Below are 15,132 nucleotides of genomic sequence, written 5' to 3'. Positions count from 1 at the left end.
TGCCCTGCGAACTGTCCGATATTTTTTGCATTGGGAGTCCCGGCCATGCTGAGCGCATTTCAACTGGAAAACAATCGTTTAAGCCGTCTTGAGGCTGACGAAATCAAACACCTCGCCAGCTCGGTTTGGGTTGATTTGGTCGAGCCGGACGATGATGAACGTACCCGCGTGCAAACGGAATTGGGCCAGAATCTGGCTACGCGACCTGAACTGGAAGACATCGAAGCCTCGGCGCGTTTTTTCGAAGACGAAGACGGTCTGCACATCCACTCCTTCTTCTTTTATGAAGATGCGGAGGATCACGCAGGCAACTCAACGGTAGCATTCACCATTCGCGAAGGGCGTCTCTTTACCCTGCGCGAGCGCGAACTGCCCGCGTTTCGTCTTTATCGTATGCGCGCCCGCAGCCAGGAGATGGTTGACGGCAACGCCTATGAGTTGCTGCTCGATCTCTTCGAAACCAAAATCGAACAGCTGGCGGATGAGATTGAAAACATCTACAGCGATCTGGAAAAGCTCAGCCGCGTCATTATGGAAGGGCAGCAGGGCGATGAGTATGACGAAGCGCTCTCGACGCTTGCTGAGCAGGAAGATATCGGCTGGAAAGTGCGGTTGTGTCTGATGGATACCCAGCGTGCGCTGAACTTCCTGGTGCGCAAAGCGCGTTTACCAGCGGGTCAGCTTGAGCAGGCGCGCGAGATCCTGCGCGATATCGAGTCGCTGCTGCCGCATAACGAATCCCTGTTCCAGAAGGTAAACTTCCTGATGCAGGCGGCGATGGGTTTTATCAATATCGAGCAGAACCGAATCATCAAGATCTTCTCGGTCGTTTCGGTAGTGTTTTTGCCGCCAACGCTGGTGGCATCAAGCTATGGGATGAACTTCGAGTTTATGCCCGAGCTGCACTGGAGCTTCGGCTACCCCGGCGCGATTATCTTTATGATCCTCGCCGGCCTTGCCCCCTACCTCTACTTCAAACGCCGCAACTGGCTTTGAAGCCAAAAAAAAGGTTCAGCCTGCGCTGAACCTTTTTTCTTTACAGGCTCCAGTCGTGGACGCCCTTCACTTTATATTGGTAGTACCAGATGTTTGCCCGCATCGCGGTAAACAGGTTCACCACATAGCCAAGGAAGTTCAGATCGGAAATCACCATAATGAGGACGACAACTACGTTGAGCAGCAGCACCAGCAGGGCTTTTTTCCACATACCGAGGATCAGCAGATAGATCGCGGAGAAGAAATAGGCGAAGAAGTTGAAAGAGATTTTCACCTTCTGACCAAATGTCATGGTCTTAAAGGCCTCTTTCCAGGCCGGAGTCGGGCCCCAGAAATTAGGCATGCCGTGTTTTTCAAAGAAAGCAAAACGGAATTTCCATTTGTCGTTCAGTGAAGCGTCGTTCTGGTAGTCGTATTCGTTGTTAATACTCATCTTTCCTCTCCTAAAATGCTCATCCTGGCAGGCGAATTAATTTGTTGTTTTTAACTGAGTGGGTGCGAGAAGAAACACGAAAAACACCAGCATATCGAAGCTGATGTTAATGCGAACACCTATGCTGGCGCAGTCCGCCCCGAAGAAAAAGCCAAGTACACCGCAACCCAGATAGATCAATACCGATGGCAGGACCACATAGCGGCCCTTTAACCCGCTATCTCTGCCGCGCTGCGCGTTGATATTCACCTTCAGATAGGTGTAAACCAGCATGCACAGCAGAAGCAGTATGGGAAACTCATCCAGATTAAATGCGATAACAAAATAGATAAGATGCAACAGTACATACGCAAGGATGTACGGGCCGCGCGTGAGGCGCGCTTCGGCGGAAGGCAAAAAAATCCTGCCAGTCATTATCTCTTATCCTGAGTAGCGCAAATAACGAAGCGGCGAACATACCATTCAGTAGATTAATATGCGACGCGACGATCGAATAACCCACGAATATTTGTAGGTAGCGGGCGGCAATACCGCCCGTTTAATCCGTTCCCTAAATGGAATTAGCGTGTTTTACGCAACGCGCGCTGGGTATAAAGGGCATCCATTACGAAGATCGCCAGTGCCACCCAGATAAAGCCAAAGGTCACCATCTTATCCGCGCCGGGATGCTCACCGTAAAAGGTCACCGCCAGCAGGAACATCAGCGTCGGGCCGATGTACTGAAAGAAACCGAGGGTTGAGAGGCGCAGACGCGTTGCCGCTCCGGTAAAGCAGAGCAGCGGCACGGTGGTCACCACGCCCGCCGCGATCAGTAGCAGATTGAGTGACAGGCTGTTCTGCGACATATGGCTTGTCGGGCTATCGGTAATGCCAAACAGCCAGATGGCGGCCACCGGCAGCAGCCACAGGGTCTCTATCAGCATGCCGGTTTGCGCCTCGACGGCGATTTTCTTTCGCAGCAGACCGTAAAAGGCGAAGCTAAAGGCCAGGCCGAGGGCGATCACCGGCAGCGAGCCAAAGGTCCAGAGCTGCACCAGCACGCCCAGCGCGGCGAGGATCACCGCCAGCCACTGCATGCGACGGAAGCGCTCGCCCAAGAAAAGCATCCCCAGCAGAATATTCACCAGCGGGTTAATAAAGTAGCCGAGGCTCGCTTCCAGCATATGGTTATGGTTAACCGCCCAGATAAACAGCAGCCAGTTGCCGCCCACCAGCACCGCCGAAACCGCCAGCAGCAAAATCTTTTTCGGCGTTTGCAGCAGCGCTTTCACACTCTTCCACTGGCGGCTTACGCTTATCAGCGCCAGCATAAAAAAGAAGGACCAAATAACGCGGTGAGTCAGGATCTCATCGGCGGGAACATACCAAATCACTTTGAAATAGGCGGGCGCGATGCCCCAGATAAAATAAGCGGCGAGCGCAAGTAATACGCCAAGCCGCGTCTGCTTTGCATCCATCAGAAAGACTCGTTGCGAAAATGTAACCGCATGGTACCCGATTTCGCAGGCCTGCTCACCCCACCATATAGGTAGCGGTTGCGCTGGCGATATGCACCTGCTCCTCGTTATGCAGCTCCACGCGTGCAACCGCGACCTTATTGCCGGCGCGCAGCAAACTACTGCTGGCGGTAAAGCGCGTACCGCGGCCAGGACGCAGATAATCAACACGTAAATCAATCGTTCCCATCCGCGCCAGACGCTGGCGAAGCTCCTCTTCGCTGATGGTTTCATGGCGGGTGAGGGTGCTGCCGACGCACACCAGCCCGGCGGCGACATCCAGCACGGAGGCAATCACTCCGCCGTGCAGAATGCTCTGAGCCCAGTTACCGACCATCATCGGCTGGTTATTGAAATGCAGTTCTGCGAACGCTTTTTCATAGCGCCCTAGCTCAAGGCCTAACGCACGGTTGTAGGGCATGTGATAGACAAAAATTTCGCCCACCATTTGCAGGGCTTGATCGGCGGTAAGAACGGCTGACATATCAATCTGATCCGATGAGTTAATGTAGTGTTAATTTTATGCTCAATGTTTGTTGATTGCTACTTTAAGAGCGATAGACGAGCAGTGACGCAAGAAATATGTAGAATACGTGCGGATAAGACTATTAATTAACTCAACTAGAATTCGGAGCTTAAACCGATGCGCACCTGGCCGGGGTATATTTTCGCAGTGCTGGCACTGCCGTTTATGGCACTCGCACAAGAAGCAACCATCAAAGAAGTCCATGATGCGCCCGCCGTACGCGGTAGCATCATCGCGAATATGTTGCAGGAGCATGATAATCCCTTCACGCTCTATCCGTATGAATCCAACTATGTGATCTATACCGATACCAGCGATCTGAATAAGGAAGCGATCCGCTCCTACAACTGGGCTGACAACGCGCGTAAAGATGAAGTGAAGTTCCAGATAAGCCTCGCTTTCCCCTTCTGGCGCGGCATTCTCGGGCCAAACTCGGTATTGGGCGGCTCCTATACGCAAAAATCCTGGTGGCAGCTCTCCAACAGCGGCGAGTCTTCTCCCTTCCGCGAAACCAACTACGAACCGCAGCTGTTCCTCGGTTTCGCCACAGATTACAAATTTGCCGGCTGGACGCTGCGTGACGTGGAAGTTGGTTTTAACCATGACTCCAATGGCCGCTCCGATCCTACCTCGCGCAGCTGGAACCGCGCTTATACCCGCCTGATGGCGCAAAACGGTAACTGGCTGGTGGAAGTGAAGCCCTGGTATGTCGTAGGCTCCACGGACGACAACCCGGATATCACCAAATATATGGGTTACTACCAGCTGAAAATCGGTTACGAAATTGGTGATGCGATCCTCAGCGCGAAAGGGCAGTACAACTGGAATACCGGCTACGGCGGCGCAGAGATCGGCCTCAGCTACCCGGTAACCAAACACGTTCGCCTCTATACTCAGGTTTACAGCGGCTACGGCGAATCGCTGATTGATTATAATTTCAATCAGACCCGCTTCGGCGTGGGCGTGATGCTCAACGATCTGTTTTAAGGCATTGCAGTTTCAGTCACAGGCGCTGAAAATAGCGCCTGTTTTTATTTCAGGCAAATGGGGTCAATGTGGCGCAGGCGGAAGTATTGAATCAGGAATCGCTGGCTAAACAGGTTTTACAAGAGACCTTTGGCTACCAGCAGTTCCGCCCTGGCCAGCAGGATATTATCGACACCGTGCTTGGCGGTCGCGACTGCCTGGTGGTGATGCCGACCGGCGGCGGCAAATCGCTCTGTTACCAAATTCCGGCGCTGGTGCTGGAAGGGCTGACGGTGGTGGTCTCGCCGCTTATCTCGCTGATGAAAGATCAGGTCGACCAGCTGCTCGCCAACGGTGTAGCGGCGGCCTGTCTCAACTCGACCCAGAACCGCGAGCAGCAGCTCGAGGTGGTAAACGGCTGTCGCAACGGGCAGATCCGTCTGCTCTATATCGCGCCTGAGCGCCTGATGCTCGACAACTTCCTTGACCAGTTGCGCCAGTGGAACACGGTGCTTATTGCCGTCGACGAAGCGCACTGTATCTCCCAGTGGGGACACGATTTCCGCCCGGAATACGCTGCGCTCGGCCAGCTGCGCCATATGCTTCCCAACGTGCCCTTTATGGCGCTTACCGCGACCGCCGATGACACCACGCGGCGCGATATTGAGCGTCTGCTCAGCCTTAACGATCCGCTGATTCAGGTCAGCAGTTTCGACCGCCCAAACATCCGCTACATGCTGATGGAGAAGTTTAAGCCTCTCGACCAGCTGCTGCGCTATGTGCAGGAGCAGCGGGGTAAATGCGGCATCATTTACTGCAACAGCCGGGCGAAAGTGGAAGATACCGCCGCGCGCTTGCAGGCGCGGGGGTTCAGCGCTGCGCCTTATCACGCCGGGCTGGAGAACGAGGTTCGTGCGCGGGTGCAGGAGCAGTTCCAGCGCGATGACCTGCAAATCGTGGTCGCTACCGTCGCCTTCGGTATGGGCATCAACAAACCCAACGTCCGCTTTGTGGTGCACTTCGACATTCCGCGCAATATCGAATCCTACTACCAGGAGACCGGTCGCGCCGGGCGCGATGGCCTGCCCGCAGAAGCGATGCTGTTTTACGATCCGGCAGATATGGCCTGGCTGCGCCGCTGCCTGGAGGAGAAGCCCGCCGGGCCGTTGCAGGATATCGAGCGCCACAAGCTCAACGCGATGGGCGCCTTTGCCGAAGCGCAAACCTGCCGTCGGCTGGTGCTGCTCAACTACTTTGGCGAAGGGCGTCACGCGCCGTGCGGCAACTGCGATATCTGCCTCGATCCGCCGCGTCAGTACGATGGTTTGCAGGATGCGCAGAAAGCGCTCTCCGCCATCTATCGCGTGAACCAGCGCTTCGGCATGGGTTATGTGGTTGAGGTGCTGCGCGGTGCGAATAACCAGCGTATCCGCGAGATGGGCCATGACAAGCTGCCGGTCTACGGCATCGGGCGCGAGCAGAGCCACGAACACTGGGTAAGCGTAATTCGCCAACTGATCCACCTGGGCTTCGCCATGCAAAATATCGCCCAGCACTCGGCGCTGCAACTCACGGAAGCGGCGCGTCCGGTGCTGCGCGGTGAGGTGCCGCTGATGCTGGCGGTGCCGCGCATGGTGACGCTGAAGCCGAAGGTGATGCAGAAGGCGGCGGTCGGCAATTACGATCGCAAGCTGTTCGCCAAACTGCGTAAGCTGCGTAAAGCGATTGCCGACGAAGAGAACATCCCTCCGTATGTGGTGTTTAACGATGCCACGCTGATTGAGATGGCGGAGCAGATGCCGCTTTCGCCGGGCGACATGCTGAGCGTCAATGGCGTCGGTACGCGCAAACTTGAGCGTTTCGGCCAGGAGTTTATGGCGCTGATCCGCGCCCATGTCGACGGCGATGAAGAGTAGTCAGCCTGCGGGAAAAGTGTCAGGATATCCCTTCACAGAATCCTTTCTCGCGAGTTCGCTATGTTAACGCTCTTTCTCTCCGTCATGACAGTGCACTTCATTGCGCTGATGAGCCCCGGTCCCGATTTTTTCTTTGTTTCTCAAACTGCCGTCAGCCGCTCGCGCAAAGAAGCGATGCTGGGCGTGCTCGGCATCACCGCTGGGGTGATGGTGTGGGCAGCGGTCGCGCTGCTTGGCCTCAACCTGATCCTCGCGAAAATGGCCTGGCTGCATAGCATTATTATGGTCGGCGGCGGGCTCTATCTCTGCTGGATGGGCTTTCAGATGCTGCGCGGCGCGCTGAAGAAAGAGACGGCGAACAGCGATGCGCCGCAGGTTGAGCTGGCGGCGGGCGGCCGCAGCTTTGTGAAAGGCTTGCTGACCAACCTCGCAAACCCGAAAGCGATTATCTACTTCGGATCGGTCTTCTCGTTGTTTGTTGGCGACAGCGTCGGCGCTCACGCGCGCTGGGGCATCTTTGTGCTGATTGTGGTAGAGACCTTCGCCTGGTTTACGCTGGTCGCCAGTGTCTTTGCGTTACCGCGCGTTCGTCGCGGCTATCAGCGAATGGCGAAGTGGATCGATGGCGTCGCCGGTGCGCTCTTCGCCGGGTTTGGTATCCATTTGATTATCTCCCGCTGATGCCGTATTGCCGGATGGCGCTTGCGCTTATCCGGCCTACGAAAACCAGGCGGCAAATCTTGTAGGCCGGATAAGGCGCAGCCGCCATCCGGCAAACAGACCGCACTCACGCGTGTCTTGCCGACGCCAACAACGCCCCCACCAGCACAAACAGCGATCCGAACACTTTATTCAATGCCTTCATCTGATGCGGGCCTTTGATCCATCCCGCAATGCGCCGCGCCAGCGTGGCATAACCAATCATCACAATGATATCGACCACAATGGTCGTCGCCCCAAGCACAACATACTGCATCACCTGCGGCTGATTGGGGGCGATAAACTGCGGGAAGAGGGCGGCGAGAAACACAATGCTCTTCGGGTTGGTGAGGTTCACAAACACCGCGCGTTTAAACAGCCGCCCGCGTGATTGCGTCTGCGCCAGGGTATGGAGATCGAGCGCGCCTGCGGCGCGCCACTGCTGAATACCGAGCCACACCAGGTAGGCCGCGCCCGCCCACTTCAGCACCTCAAACGCCAGCACCGAGCGGGAAAAGAGCGTGCCCAGCCCGATCCCAACCAACACGATATGGATCCCCAGCCCGGTCTGCAAACCGGCAATCGAAGCCGCCGCGCCGCGATAGCCGTGGCTAATGGAGGTGGTCATGGTATTGATCGCCCCGGATCCGGGCGAGAGGCTTAAAATCAACGATGTCAGCAGGTAGGCGAACCACCACTCGAAGGTCATGAGAAATTCCCTGGTTGTCGGTTTTTATGCCACAATACGCCATTGTCTGTGGAATTTGCTATTGGTCACAAAAAAACGATTTTACATGGCTAAAAGGGGCAAAATCCCGATGTTTCGGCAAAAAAAGGCGTGGGAAAGCAGAGAAAAAGCGTTCGCCGCATTCACCATGGGTCCGTTAATGGATTTCTGGCGATCGCGTGAAGAGGACGTGTTTACCGGCGTGGACGACGTGCCGGTCAGTTTTGTGCGTTTTCGCGCGCAGAGTAACGATCGGGTGATCGTGATCTGCCCCGGCCGTATCGAAAGCTACGTAAAGTATGCCGAACTGGCCTATGACCTGTTCCACCTCGGTTACGACGTGCTGATTATCGATCACCGCGGCCAGGGTCGCTCCGGGCGCATGCTGCCCGACGCGCATCGCGGCCATGTGGTGAAATTTAGCGACTATGTCGAAGATTTGGCCGCCTTCTGGGAGCAGGAAGTTGCCAGCGGCCCGTGGCGCAAACGCTATATTCTGGCGCACTCGATGGGCGGCGCGATCTCAACGCTCTTTTTACAGCGCTATCCGCACGCCTGTGACGCCATCGCGCTCTGCGCGCCGATGTTCGGCATTGTTATTCACCTGCCGGATTGGGTGGTGCGCCCGCTGCTGGAGTGGGCTGAGAGCTACCCAAGCATCCGCGACGGTTACGCCATCGGTACCGGCAGTTGGCGTCCGCTGCCCTTCGCCATCAACGTGTTGACCCACAGCCGCGAGCGCTACCGCCGTAACGTGCGTTTCTACGCCGATGAACCGACCCTGCGCGTCGGCGGCCCAACCTGGCACTGGGTGCGCGAAGGCATTCTCGCTGGCGAACAGGCGCTGGCAGGAGTGGAAAAAGATGCCACGCCGACATTACTGATTCAGGCAGAAGAGGAGCATGTGGTGGATAACCGCATGCATCAGCGCTTCTGCGAACGCCGCGCCGCCGCCGGTCACCCCTGCGAAGGGGGGAAACCGCTGGTCATCGAAGGCGCGTACCATGAGATCCTTTTTGAAAAGGACGCCATGCGCTCAGTCGCGCTCAACGCCATCGTCGATTTTTTCGATCGACATAACTGATGATTTATTGAGGTTAAATTTTCTTATGTACCAGGTTGTTGCCTCTGATTTAGACGGTACGCTGCTCTCTCCCGACCACACACTGTCGCCTTTCGCCAAAGAAACCTTAAAACTGCTGACCGCGCGCGGTGTGAACTTTGTCTTCGCCACCGGCCGCCACCACGTTGATGTCGGGCAGATCCGCGATAATTTAGATATCAAAGCCTACATGATCACCTCCAACGGCGCGCGCGTGCACGATACCGACGGAAACCTGGTCTTCACCCATAACCTCGATCGCGATATCGCCGCCGATCTCTTCGGCATGATGCATAACGAGCCGGAGATCATCACCAACGTCTACCGCGACGATGAGTGGTTTATGAACCGCCACCGCCCGGATGAGATGCGCTTCTTCAAAGAGGCGGTGTTCAAATACGCGATTTACGAGCCGGGTTTACTGGAGCCGGAGGGCGTCAGCAAAGTCTTCTTCTCCTGCGACAACCACGAAAAACTGCTGCCGCTGGAGCAGGCGATCAACGCCCGCTGGGGCGATCGCGTCAACGTCAGCTTCTCCACCTTGACCTGCCTGGAAGTGATGGCGGGCGGCGTATCGAAAGGCCATGCGCTGGAAGCGGTCTCGCACGCGCTGGGTTACAGCCTGAAAAATTGCATCGCCTTCGGCGACGGCATGAACGATGCTGAAATGCTGTCGATGGCGGGTAAAGGCTGCATTATGGCTAACGCCCACCAGCGCCTGAAACAGCTCCATCCGGAACTGGAAGTAATTGGTACCAACGCCGACAACGCCGTGCCGAAATACCTGCGTAAGCTCTATCTTGGCGAAGATTGACAACTGTTCGCAAAACAAACAGACGTCAACTAAATAGTCAAACTTTGTACACCTGAGTTCGCTACAATGCGTGTCCTTTCACTTGAGAGACATTCATTGTGGCGTTACTGATCATCACCACCATTCTGTGGGCCTTCTCGTTTAGCCTGATTGGCGAATACCTTGCCGGGCATGTCGACAGCTACTTTTCGGTGCTGATGCGCGTCGGGCTGGCGGCGCTGGTCTTTTTACCCTTCCTGCGCACACGCGGCCATAATCTGCAAACCATCGGCTTGTATATGCTGGTGGGCGCGCTGCAACTGGGTATCATGTATCTGTTCGGCTTCCAGGCCTATCTCTACTTAACGGTCTCCGAGTTCCTGCTCTTCACCGTCTTCACTCCGCTCTATATCACGCTGATTTACGACCTGCTGAGCAAACGCAGGCTGCGCTGGAGCTACCTGCTGAGCGCCGGGCTGGCGGTGATTGGCGCGGTGATCATTCGCTACGACAAAGTGAGCGATCACTTCTGGACGGGGCTGATCCTCGTGCAACTGGCGAATATCAGCTTTGCGATTGGCATGGTGGGGTATAAGCGCCTGATGGAGACGCGCCCGATGCCGCAGCACAACGCCTTTGCCTGGTTCTATCTTGGCGCGTTTGTGGTGGCAGCAGTAGCGTGGCTGATAATGGGCAATCCGCAGAAATTACCGACCACCACGTTGCAGTGGAGCGTGCTGGTGTGGCTGGGCGTCGTGGCGTCCGGGCTGGGTTACTTTATGTGGAACTACGGCGCGACGCAGGTGGACGCGGGCACGCTCGGCATCATGAACAATGTGCATGTTCCTGCGGGGCTGCTGGTCAATCTTGCCATCTGGCAGCAGCAGCCGCACTGGCCCAGCTTTATTATTGGTGGTGCGGTGATAATGGCTTCGCTATGGGTACATCGCCGTTGGGTCGCTCCGCGCTCCGCACAAACGGCAGATGATCGCAGGCGTGGTTCCGCGCTGAGCGAATAAACGCTTCCGTTACCGGCTGACGCTGCTCGCCGTCGCGCACCGCGGCGTACAGCCGGCTCCACAATCCCTCGCCGAGGGTTTTGGTCACAATCAGACCCTGGCGCTCAAAACTCTCCACCACCCAGTGCGGCAGCGCCGCAATCCCCATGCGTGCGGAGACCATCTGAATCAGCAGCAGCGTGTTATCGACGCTTTTCAGTGACGGGCTGACGCCTGCCGGTTGCAGAAAGTGCCGCCAGATATCGAGCCGGCTGCGCTGCACCGGATAGATGAGCAGCGTTTCGCTGGCGATATCTTCCGGCGTGATATGCGCCACCGCTGCCAGCGGATGATCCGGCGCCAGCACCAGGCGTACTTCAAAATCAAACATCGGTGAATAGTGCAGGCCGCTGCGCGGCAGAATGTCGGAGGTGAGCACCAGATCCAGCTCGCCCTGTTGCAAAGCGGGCTGCGGATCGAAGGTAACGCCGGATTTGAAATCCATCTCCACCTGCGGCCAGCTCTGGCGGAAATTCTCAAGCGCGGGGGTCAACCACTGAATACAGCTATGGCACTCAATGGCGATGCGTAAGGTGGTTTGCTGCGGCTCATTGCAGGCTTGCAGCGCGCGGCTAATCTGCGGCAGCACCTGATTGGCCAATTGCAGCAAAATTTCCCCCTGCGGCGTAAAACGCAGCGGCTGGCTTTTACGCACAAACAGACGAAAACCGAGGCGCTGTTCCAGATCGCTGAACTGATGGGAAAGGGCGGATTGCGTCTGGTGCAGCGTTGCCGCAGCGGCAGCCAGCGATCCGCTATTTCGTAACGCTTGCAGCGTTTTCAGGTGCTTAATCTCGATCATGAAACTCTTTCACTCCGGCATGAATATTTTGCGCTTGAGGAATACACAGTACATTCACATTATGGATGTGTAAACATCTGGACGTCCAAAACTCGTCGTATTTCAACTTGCAGGTGCGTTGGCTGCCTCGCTTACCCCGGTCACTTACTTCAGTAAGCTCCCGGGGATGCGCTACGTTGCCGCCTTCCTGCCAGTCGAACTACTTAGAGTTTTGCCTTCAGAATCAGCTAAATAAAAGAGGAAGGAACATGACAATTATTAACCACACCCTCGGTTTCCCTCGTGTTGGTCTGCGTCGTGAGCTGAAGAAAGCGCAAGAGAGCTACTGGGCCGGCAACGCCAGCCGTGAAGAGTTACTGGCGGTGGGCCGCGAGCTGCGCGCACGTCACTGGGATCAGCAGAAAGAAGCGGGTGTCGATCTGCTGCCGGTCGGCGACTTCGCCTGGTACGACCATGTTCTGACCACCAGCCTGCTGCTTGGCAACGTGCCGGCTCGTCATCAGAACAAAGACGGCTCTGTCGATATCGATACCCTGTTCCGCATCGGTCGTGGTCGTGCACCGACCGGCGAACCGGCGGCGGCGGCGGAAATGACCAAATGGTTTAACACCAACTATCACTACATGGTGCCGGAATTCACCCAGGGCCAGCAGTTCAAACTCACCTGGACCCAACTGCTGGATGAAGTGGATGAAGCGCTGGCGCTCGGCCACAACGTCAAGCCAGTGCTGCTTGGCCCGGTTACCTACCTGTGGCTGGGCAAAGTCAAAGGCGAGCAGTTCGACCGCCTGAGCCTGCTGAACGATATTCTGCCGGTCTACCAGCAGGTGCTGGCGGAGCTGGCGAAACGCGGCGTCGAGTGGGTGCAGATTGACGAACCTGCGCTGGTGCTGGAGCTGCCGCAAGCCTGGCTTGATGCCTTTAAACCGGCTTACGACGCGCTGAACGGCCAGGTCAAACTGCTGCTGACCACCTATTTTGAAGGCGTCACGCCGAACCTCGATACCATTACCGCGCTGCCGGTGCAGGGCCTGCATGTTGATCTGGTGCATGGCAAAGATAACGTCGCCGAACTGCATCAGCGCCTGCCGGCCGACTGGCTGCTCTCCGCCGGGCTGATTAATGGCCGTAACGTCTGGCGCGCCGATCTCACTGAGAAGTACGCGCAGATCAAAGAGCTGGTGGGTAAACGTCCGCTGTGGGTTGCCTCCTCCTGCTCGCTGCTGCACAGCCCGATCGATCTGAGCGTAGAAACCCGCCTCGATAAAGAGGTGAAAAGCTGGTTCGCCTTCGCCCTGCAAAAATGCCAGGAGCTGGCGCTGCTGCGCGATGCGCTCAACAGCGGCAATACCGACAAACTGGCGGAGTGGAGCGCCCCGATCCAGGCGCGTCGCCACTCAACCCGCGTGCACAACACCGCCGTTGCGAAACGCCTGGCGGCGATCACCGCGCAGGACAGCCAGCGTCAAAGCCCCTACGCCGAACGCGCTCAGGCGCAGCGCGCCCGCTTTAATCTGCCGGCCTGGCCGACCACCACTATCGGCTCCTTCCCGCAAACCACTGAAATTCGTGGCCTGCGTCTGGACTTTAAAAAGGGCAACCTCGATGCTAGCAACTACCGCACCGGTATCGCGGAACATATCAAACAAGCGATTGCCGAGCAGGAGCGCCTGGGGCTGGACGTGCTGGTGCATGGTGAAGCCGAGCGTAACGACATGGTCGAGTACTTCGGTGAAAACCTCGACGGTTTCGTCTTTACGCAAAATGGCTGGGTGCAGAGCTACGGCTCCCGCTGCGTGAAACCGCCGGTGGTCATCGGTGATGTCAGCCGCCCGCAGCCGATCACCGTTGAGTGGGCGAAGTATGCCCAGTCGCTGACCGATAAACCGGTCAAAGGGATGCTTACCGGCCCGGTGACCATTCTCTGCTGGTCCTTCCCGCGTGAAGATGTCAGCCGCGAAACCATCGCTAAACAGATTGCGCTGGCGCTGCGTGATGAAGTAGCGGATCTGGAAGCAGCCGGTATCGGCGTCATTCAGATTGATGAACCTGCCCTGCGCGAAGGGTTACCGCTGCGTCGCAGCGACTGGGATGCCTATCTGCAATGGGGTGTTGAAGCCTTCCGCCTTAACGCCGCAGTGGCGAAAGATGAGACGCAGATCCACACCCACATGTGTTACTGCGAGTTCAACGACATCATGGACTCTATCGCCGCGCTGGATGCCGACGTTATCACCATCGAAACCTCCCGTTCCGACATGGAACTGCTGGAGTCCTTCGAAGAGTTCGAATACCCGAACGAAATCGGGCCGGGCGTGTATGACATTCACTCGCCAAACGTCCCGAGCGTTGAGTGGATCGAGGAGCTGTTGCAGAAAGCGGCGCAGCGTATCCCGGCAGAGCGTCTGTGGGTCAACCCGGACTGCGGCCTGAAAACCCGCGGCTGGCCGGAAACGCGCAGCGCGCTGGCAAACATGGTAAAAGCCGCGCAGAACCTGCGTCAGCAGTAATCAGCCTTACCGCGCCGCTGTTAAAAACGGCGGCGCGTCCTTGCCTTAGCGCATCTCATCCCGCCTTCGTAACATGATTGTCAAACTCCCTTGTTTTAATCGTCGCAACGAAAACAGCGGGAGAGATCCATGAATAACAAACGTGTGCTGGCCGCAGTTGTGCTGGCTCTTATCAGTGCCTCGTCATGGGCAAAATCAACCTTAACGCTCTATACCAGCCAGCCGAATGACGATGCGCAGATGACCGTCAGCGCCTTCGAAAAAGCGCACCCGGATATTGAAGTGAAGTGGATCCGCGACGGCACCAGCAAGCTGATCGCCCGCTTGCAGGCAGAGTTAGCCGCCGGAAGCGCCGCGCCGGATGTGCTGCTGATTGCCGACAGCGTGACCATGGAATCCCTCAAAAAACAGAACCTGCTGGCAGCTTATAAATCGCCCGAAGCGGCGCGCTTCGACCCACAGTTGTTTGATAAAGAGGGCTATTACTACGGCACCAAAGTGATCACTACCGGCATTGCCTACCACACCAAAGCACCGCTCAAACCGACCTCCTGGCTGGATCTGCTCAAACCTGAAGTGAAAAACATGACCACGCTGCCAAGCCCGCTCTACTCCGGCGCAGCGCAGATCCACCAGGCGACGCTGATGAACGACCCGGCGCTCGGCTGGCAATACTACGAAAAACTGAAACAGAACGGTGCGATGCCGCAAAGCGGCAACGGTGCGGTGATGAGCGCCATCGCCTCCGGCAGCAAAGCCTATGGCGTGCTGGTGGATTACCTGGCGATCCGCGAAAAAGCCAAAGGTGCGCCGGTTGAGTTTCTCTTCCCGAAAGAGGGCGTCAGCGTCGTTACCGAACCGGTAGCGATGATGAAGGGAACCAAGAACCCGCAAGGGGCGAAAGAGTTTATCGATTTTGTCCTCTCTGACGCCGGGCAAAAACTGGTGCTGCAACAGGGCTATCTGCCTGCGGATGCGAAGCTGCCGGTGCCAAAAGGCTTCCCGCCGCGTGACAGCATCAAACTGATGCCGTTTGATGCGGCGAAAGCGCTGGCCGAGACCGAGGCGAACAAAAAACGCTTCGCCGATCTCTTCGGTAACCGTTAAA

The 15,132-nt window shown here is 56.7% G+C and carries 15 protein-coding genes; 9 read left to right on the top strand and 6 right to left on the bottom strand.

Annotation, left to right across the window (positions count from 1 at the left end; genetic code table 11):
• Positions 1-45: 45 nt before the first annotated feature.
• Positions 46-996: a magnesium/cobalt transporter CorA gene (gene corA, locus N7V53_RS21385; protein ID WP_023479615.1), complete on the top strand. Its 951-nt coding sequence runs from the start codon at positions 46-48 to the stop codon at positions 994-996.
• A 40-nt stretch (positions 997-1,036) separates the two neighbouring features.
• On the opposite strand, the gene N7V53_RS21380 is transcribed toward corA, so the two are convergent.
• The 4 genes from N7V53_RS21380 to yigI form a co-directional block, all read right to left on the bottom strand.
• On the bottom strand, positions 1,037-1,429 hold the full coding sequence (locus N7V53_RS21380) for a DUF2628 domain-containing protein (protein ID WP_023479592.1): 393 nt from the start codon (positions 1,427-1,429) through the stop codon (positions 1,037-1,039).
• Positions 1,430-1,465: 36 nt separating this feature from the next.
• On the bottom strand, positions 1,466-1,843 hold the full coding sequence (locus N7V53_RS21375) for a hypothetical protein (RefSeq protein WP_279794864.1): 378 nt from the start codon (positions 1,841-1,843) through the stop codon (positions 1,466-1,468).
• A gap of 146 nt (positions 1,844-1,989) precedes the next feature.
• A complete protein-coding gene (gene rarD, locus N7V53_RS21370; RefSeq protein WP_023479586.1) occupies positions 1,990-2,886 on the bottom strand; it encodes an EamA family transporter RarD in 897 nt (298 codons plus the stop codon).
• 55 nt (positions 2,887-2,941) lie between these two features.
• A complete protein-coding gene (yigI, locus tag N7V53_RS21365; RefSeq protein WP_279794862.1) occupies positions 2,942-3,409 on the bottom strand; it encodes an acyl-CoA thioesterase YigI in 468 nt (155 codons plus the stop codon).
• A 159-nt stretch (positions 3,410-3,568) separates the two neighbouring features.
• Between yigI and pldA the strand changes: the two genes are divergently transcribed.
• The 3 genes from pldA to rhtC all read left to right on the top strand — a co-directional run bounded on the left by pldA (position 3,569) and on the right by rhtC (position 7,014).
• Positions 3,569-4,438 carry a phospholipase A gene (pldA, locus tag N7V53_RS21360; protein WP_023479589.1) on the top strand — a complete coding sequence of 290 codons (870 nt, stop codon included), beginning with the start codon at positions 3,569-3,571 and terminating at the stop codon, positions 4,436-4,438.
• Between the two features lie 68 nt (positions 4,439-4,506).
• Complete coding sequence (gene recQ, locus N7V53_RS21355) at positions 4,507-6,333, top strand: ATP-dependent DNA helicase RecQ (protein ID WP_124970831.1); 1,827 nt, start codon at positions 4,507-4,509, stop codon at positions 6,331-6,333.
• A gap of 60 nt (positions 6,334-6,393) precedes the next feature.
• Complete coding sequence (gene rhtC, locus N7V53_RS21350) at positions 6,394-7,014, top strand: threonine export protein RhtC (protein ID WP_279794860.1); 621 nt, start codon at positions 6,394-6,396, stop codon at positions 7,012-7,014.
• Between the two features lie 106 nt (positions 7,015-7,120).
• Here rhtC and rhtB read toward each other — a convergent pair whose 3' ends face one another.
• Positions 7,121-7,741: a homoserine/homoserine lactone efflux protein gene (gene rhtB, locus N7V53_RS21345; RefSeq protein WP_042714313.1), complete on the bottom strand. Its 621-nt coding sequence runs from the start codon at positions 7,739-7,741 to the stop codon at positions 7,121-7,123.
• A gap of 109 nt (positions 7,742-7,850) precedes the next feature.
• On the opposite strand from rhtB, the gene pldB reads away from it, so the two are divergent.
• The 3 genes from pldB to N7V53_RS21330 all read left to right on the top strand — a co-directional run bounded on the left by pldB (position 7,851) and on the right by N7V53_RS21330 (position 10,673).
• Positions 7,851-8,843 carry a lysophospholipase L2 gene (pldB, locus tag N7V53_RS21340; protein ID WP_023479539.1) on the top strand — a complete coding sequence of 331 codons (993 nt, stop codon included), beginning with the start codon at positions 7,851-7,853 and terminating at the stop codon, positions 8,841-8,843.
• A 25-nt stretch (positions 8,844-8,868) separates the two neighbouring features.
• Positions 8,869-9,675 carry a sugar/pyridoxal phosphate phosphatase YigL gene (gene yigL / locus N7V53_RS21335; RefSeq protein WP_023479545.1) on the top strand — a complete coding sequence of 269 codons (807 nt, stop codon included), beginning with the start codon at positions 8,869-8,871 and terminating at the stop codon, positions 9,673-9,675.
• A gap of 98 nt (positions 9,676-9,773) precedes the next feature.
• Positions 9,774-10,673 (top strand): carboxylate/amino acid/amine transporter, encoded by a 900-nt coding sequence (locus N7V53_RS21330; RefSeq protein WP_279794858.1) that lies wholly within the window; start codon positions 9,774-9,776, stop codon positions 10,671-10,673.
• On the opposite strand, the gene metR is transcribed toward N7V53_RS21330, so the two are convergent.
• Positions 10,561-11,514 (bottom strand): HTH-type transcriptional regulator MetR, encoded by a 954-nt coding sequence (gene metR / locus N7V53_RS21325; protein ID WP_279794857.1) that lies wholly within the window; start codon positions 11,512-11,514, stop codon positions 10,561-10,563. The two genes, N7V53_RS21330 and metR, sit on opposite strands and share 113 nt — an antisense overlap.
• Positions 11,515-11,762: 248 nt before the next feature.
• Between metR and metE the strand changes: the two genes are divergently transcribed.
• Together metE and N7V53_RS21315 are read left to right on the top strand one after the other, a co-directional pair.
• Positions 11,763-14,024, top strand: a complete 2,262-nt coding sequence (gene metE / locus N7V53_RS21320) for a 5-methyltetrahydropteroyltriglutamate--homocysteine S-methyltransferase (RefSeq protein ID WP_279794856.1) — start codon at positions 11,763-11,765, stop codon at positions 14,022-14,024.
• Between the two features lie 129 nt (positions 14,025-14,153).
• Positions 14,154-15,131: an ABC transporter substrate-binding protein gene (locus N7V53_RS21315; RefSeq protein WP_023479575.1), complete on the top strand. Its 978-nt coding sequence runs from the start codon at positions 14,154-14,156 to the stop codon at positions 15,129-15,131.
• Position 15,132 lies beyond the last annotated feature (1 nt).

Origin of the sequence: Kosakonia sp. HypNH10, from assembly GCF_029850615.1 — a bacterium.
GTDB classification, from domain to species: domain Bacteria; phylum Pseudomonadota; class Gammaproteobacteria; order Enterobacterales; family Enterobacteriaceae; genus Kosakonia; species Kosakonia cowanii.
The sequence above is the reverse complement of the archived record's forward strand: the minus strand, read 5'-3'. Positions and strand labels throughout refer to the sequence as shown.

What these genes read in the sequence shown, in the direction of transcription:
- pldB (WP_023479539.1), top strand. Translation starts at nt 7,851, where the DNA reads ATGTTTCGGCAAAAAAAGGCGTGGGAAAGCAGAGAAAAAGCGTTCGCC.
- metE (WP_279794856.1), top strand. Translation starts at nt 11,763, where the DNA reads ATGACAATTATTAACCACACCCTCGGTTTCCCTCGTGTTGGTCTGCGT.
- N7V53_RS21380 (WP_023479592.1), bottom strand. Translation starts at nt 1,429, where the DNA reads ATGAGTATTAACAACGAATACGACTACCAGAACGACGCTTCACTGAAC.
- rhtC (WP_279794860.1), top strand. Translation starts at nt 6,394, where the DNA reads ATGTTAACGCTCTTTCTCTCCGTCATGACAGTGCACTTCATTGCGCTG.
- corA (WP_023479615.1), top strand. Translation starts at nt 46, where the DNA reads ATGCTGAGCGCATTTCAACTGGAAAACAATCGTTTAAGCCGTCTTGAG.
- yigI (WP_279794862.1), bottom strand. Translation starts at nt 3,409, where the DNA reads ATGTCAGCCGTTCTTACCGCCGATCAAGCCCTGCAAATGGTGGGCGAA.
- rarD (WP_023479586.1), bottom strand. Translation starts at nt 2,886, where the DNA reads ATGGATGCAAAGCAGACGCGGCTTGGCGTATTACTTGCGCTCGCCGCT.
- rhtB (WP_042714313.1), bottom strand. Translation starts at nt 7,741, where the DNA reads ATGACCTTCGAGTGGTGGTTCGCCTACCTGCTGACATCGTTGATTTTA.
- pldA (WP_023479589.1), top strand. Translation starts at nt 3,569, where the DNA reads ATGCGCACCTGGCCGGGGTATATTTTCGCAGTGCTGGCACTGCCGTTT.
- metR (WP_279794857.1), bottom strand. Translation starts at nt 11,514, where the DNA reads ATGATCGAGATTAAGCACCTGAAAACGCTGCAAGCGTTACGAAATAGC.
- yigL (WP_023479545.1), top strand. Translation starts at nt 8,869, where the DNA reads ATGTACCAGGTTGTTGCCTCTGATTTAGACGGTACGCTGCTCTCTCCC.
- N7V53_RS21375 (WP_279794864.1), bottom strand. Translation starts at nt 1,843, where the DNA reads ATGACTGGCAGGATTTTTTTGCCTTCCGCCGAAGCGCGCCTCACGCGC.
- N7V53_RS21315 (WP_023479575.1), top strand. Translation starts at nt 14,154, where the DNA reads ATGAATAACAAACGTGTGCTGGCCGCAGTTGTGCTGGCTCTTATCAGT.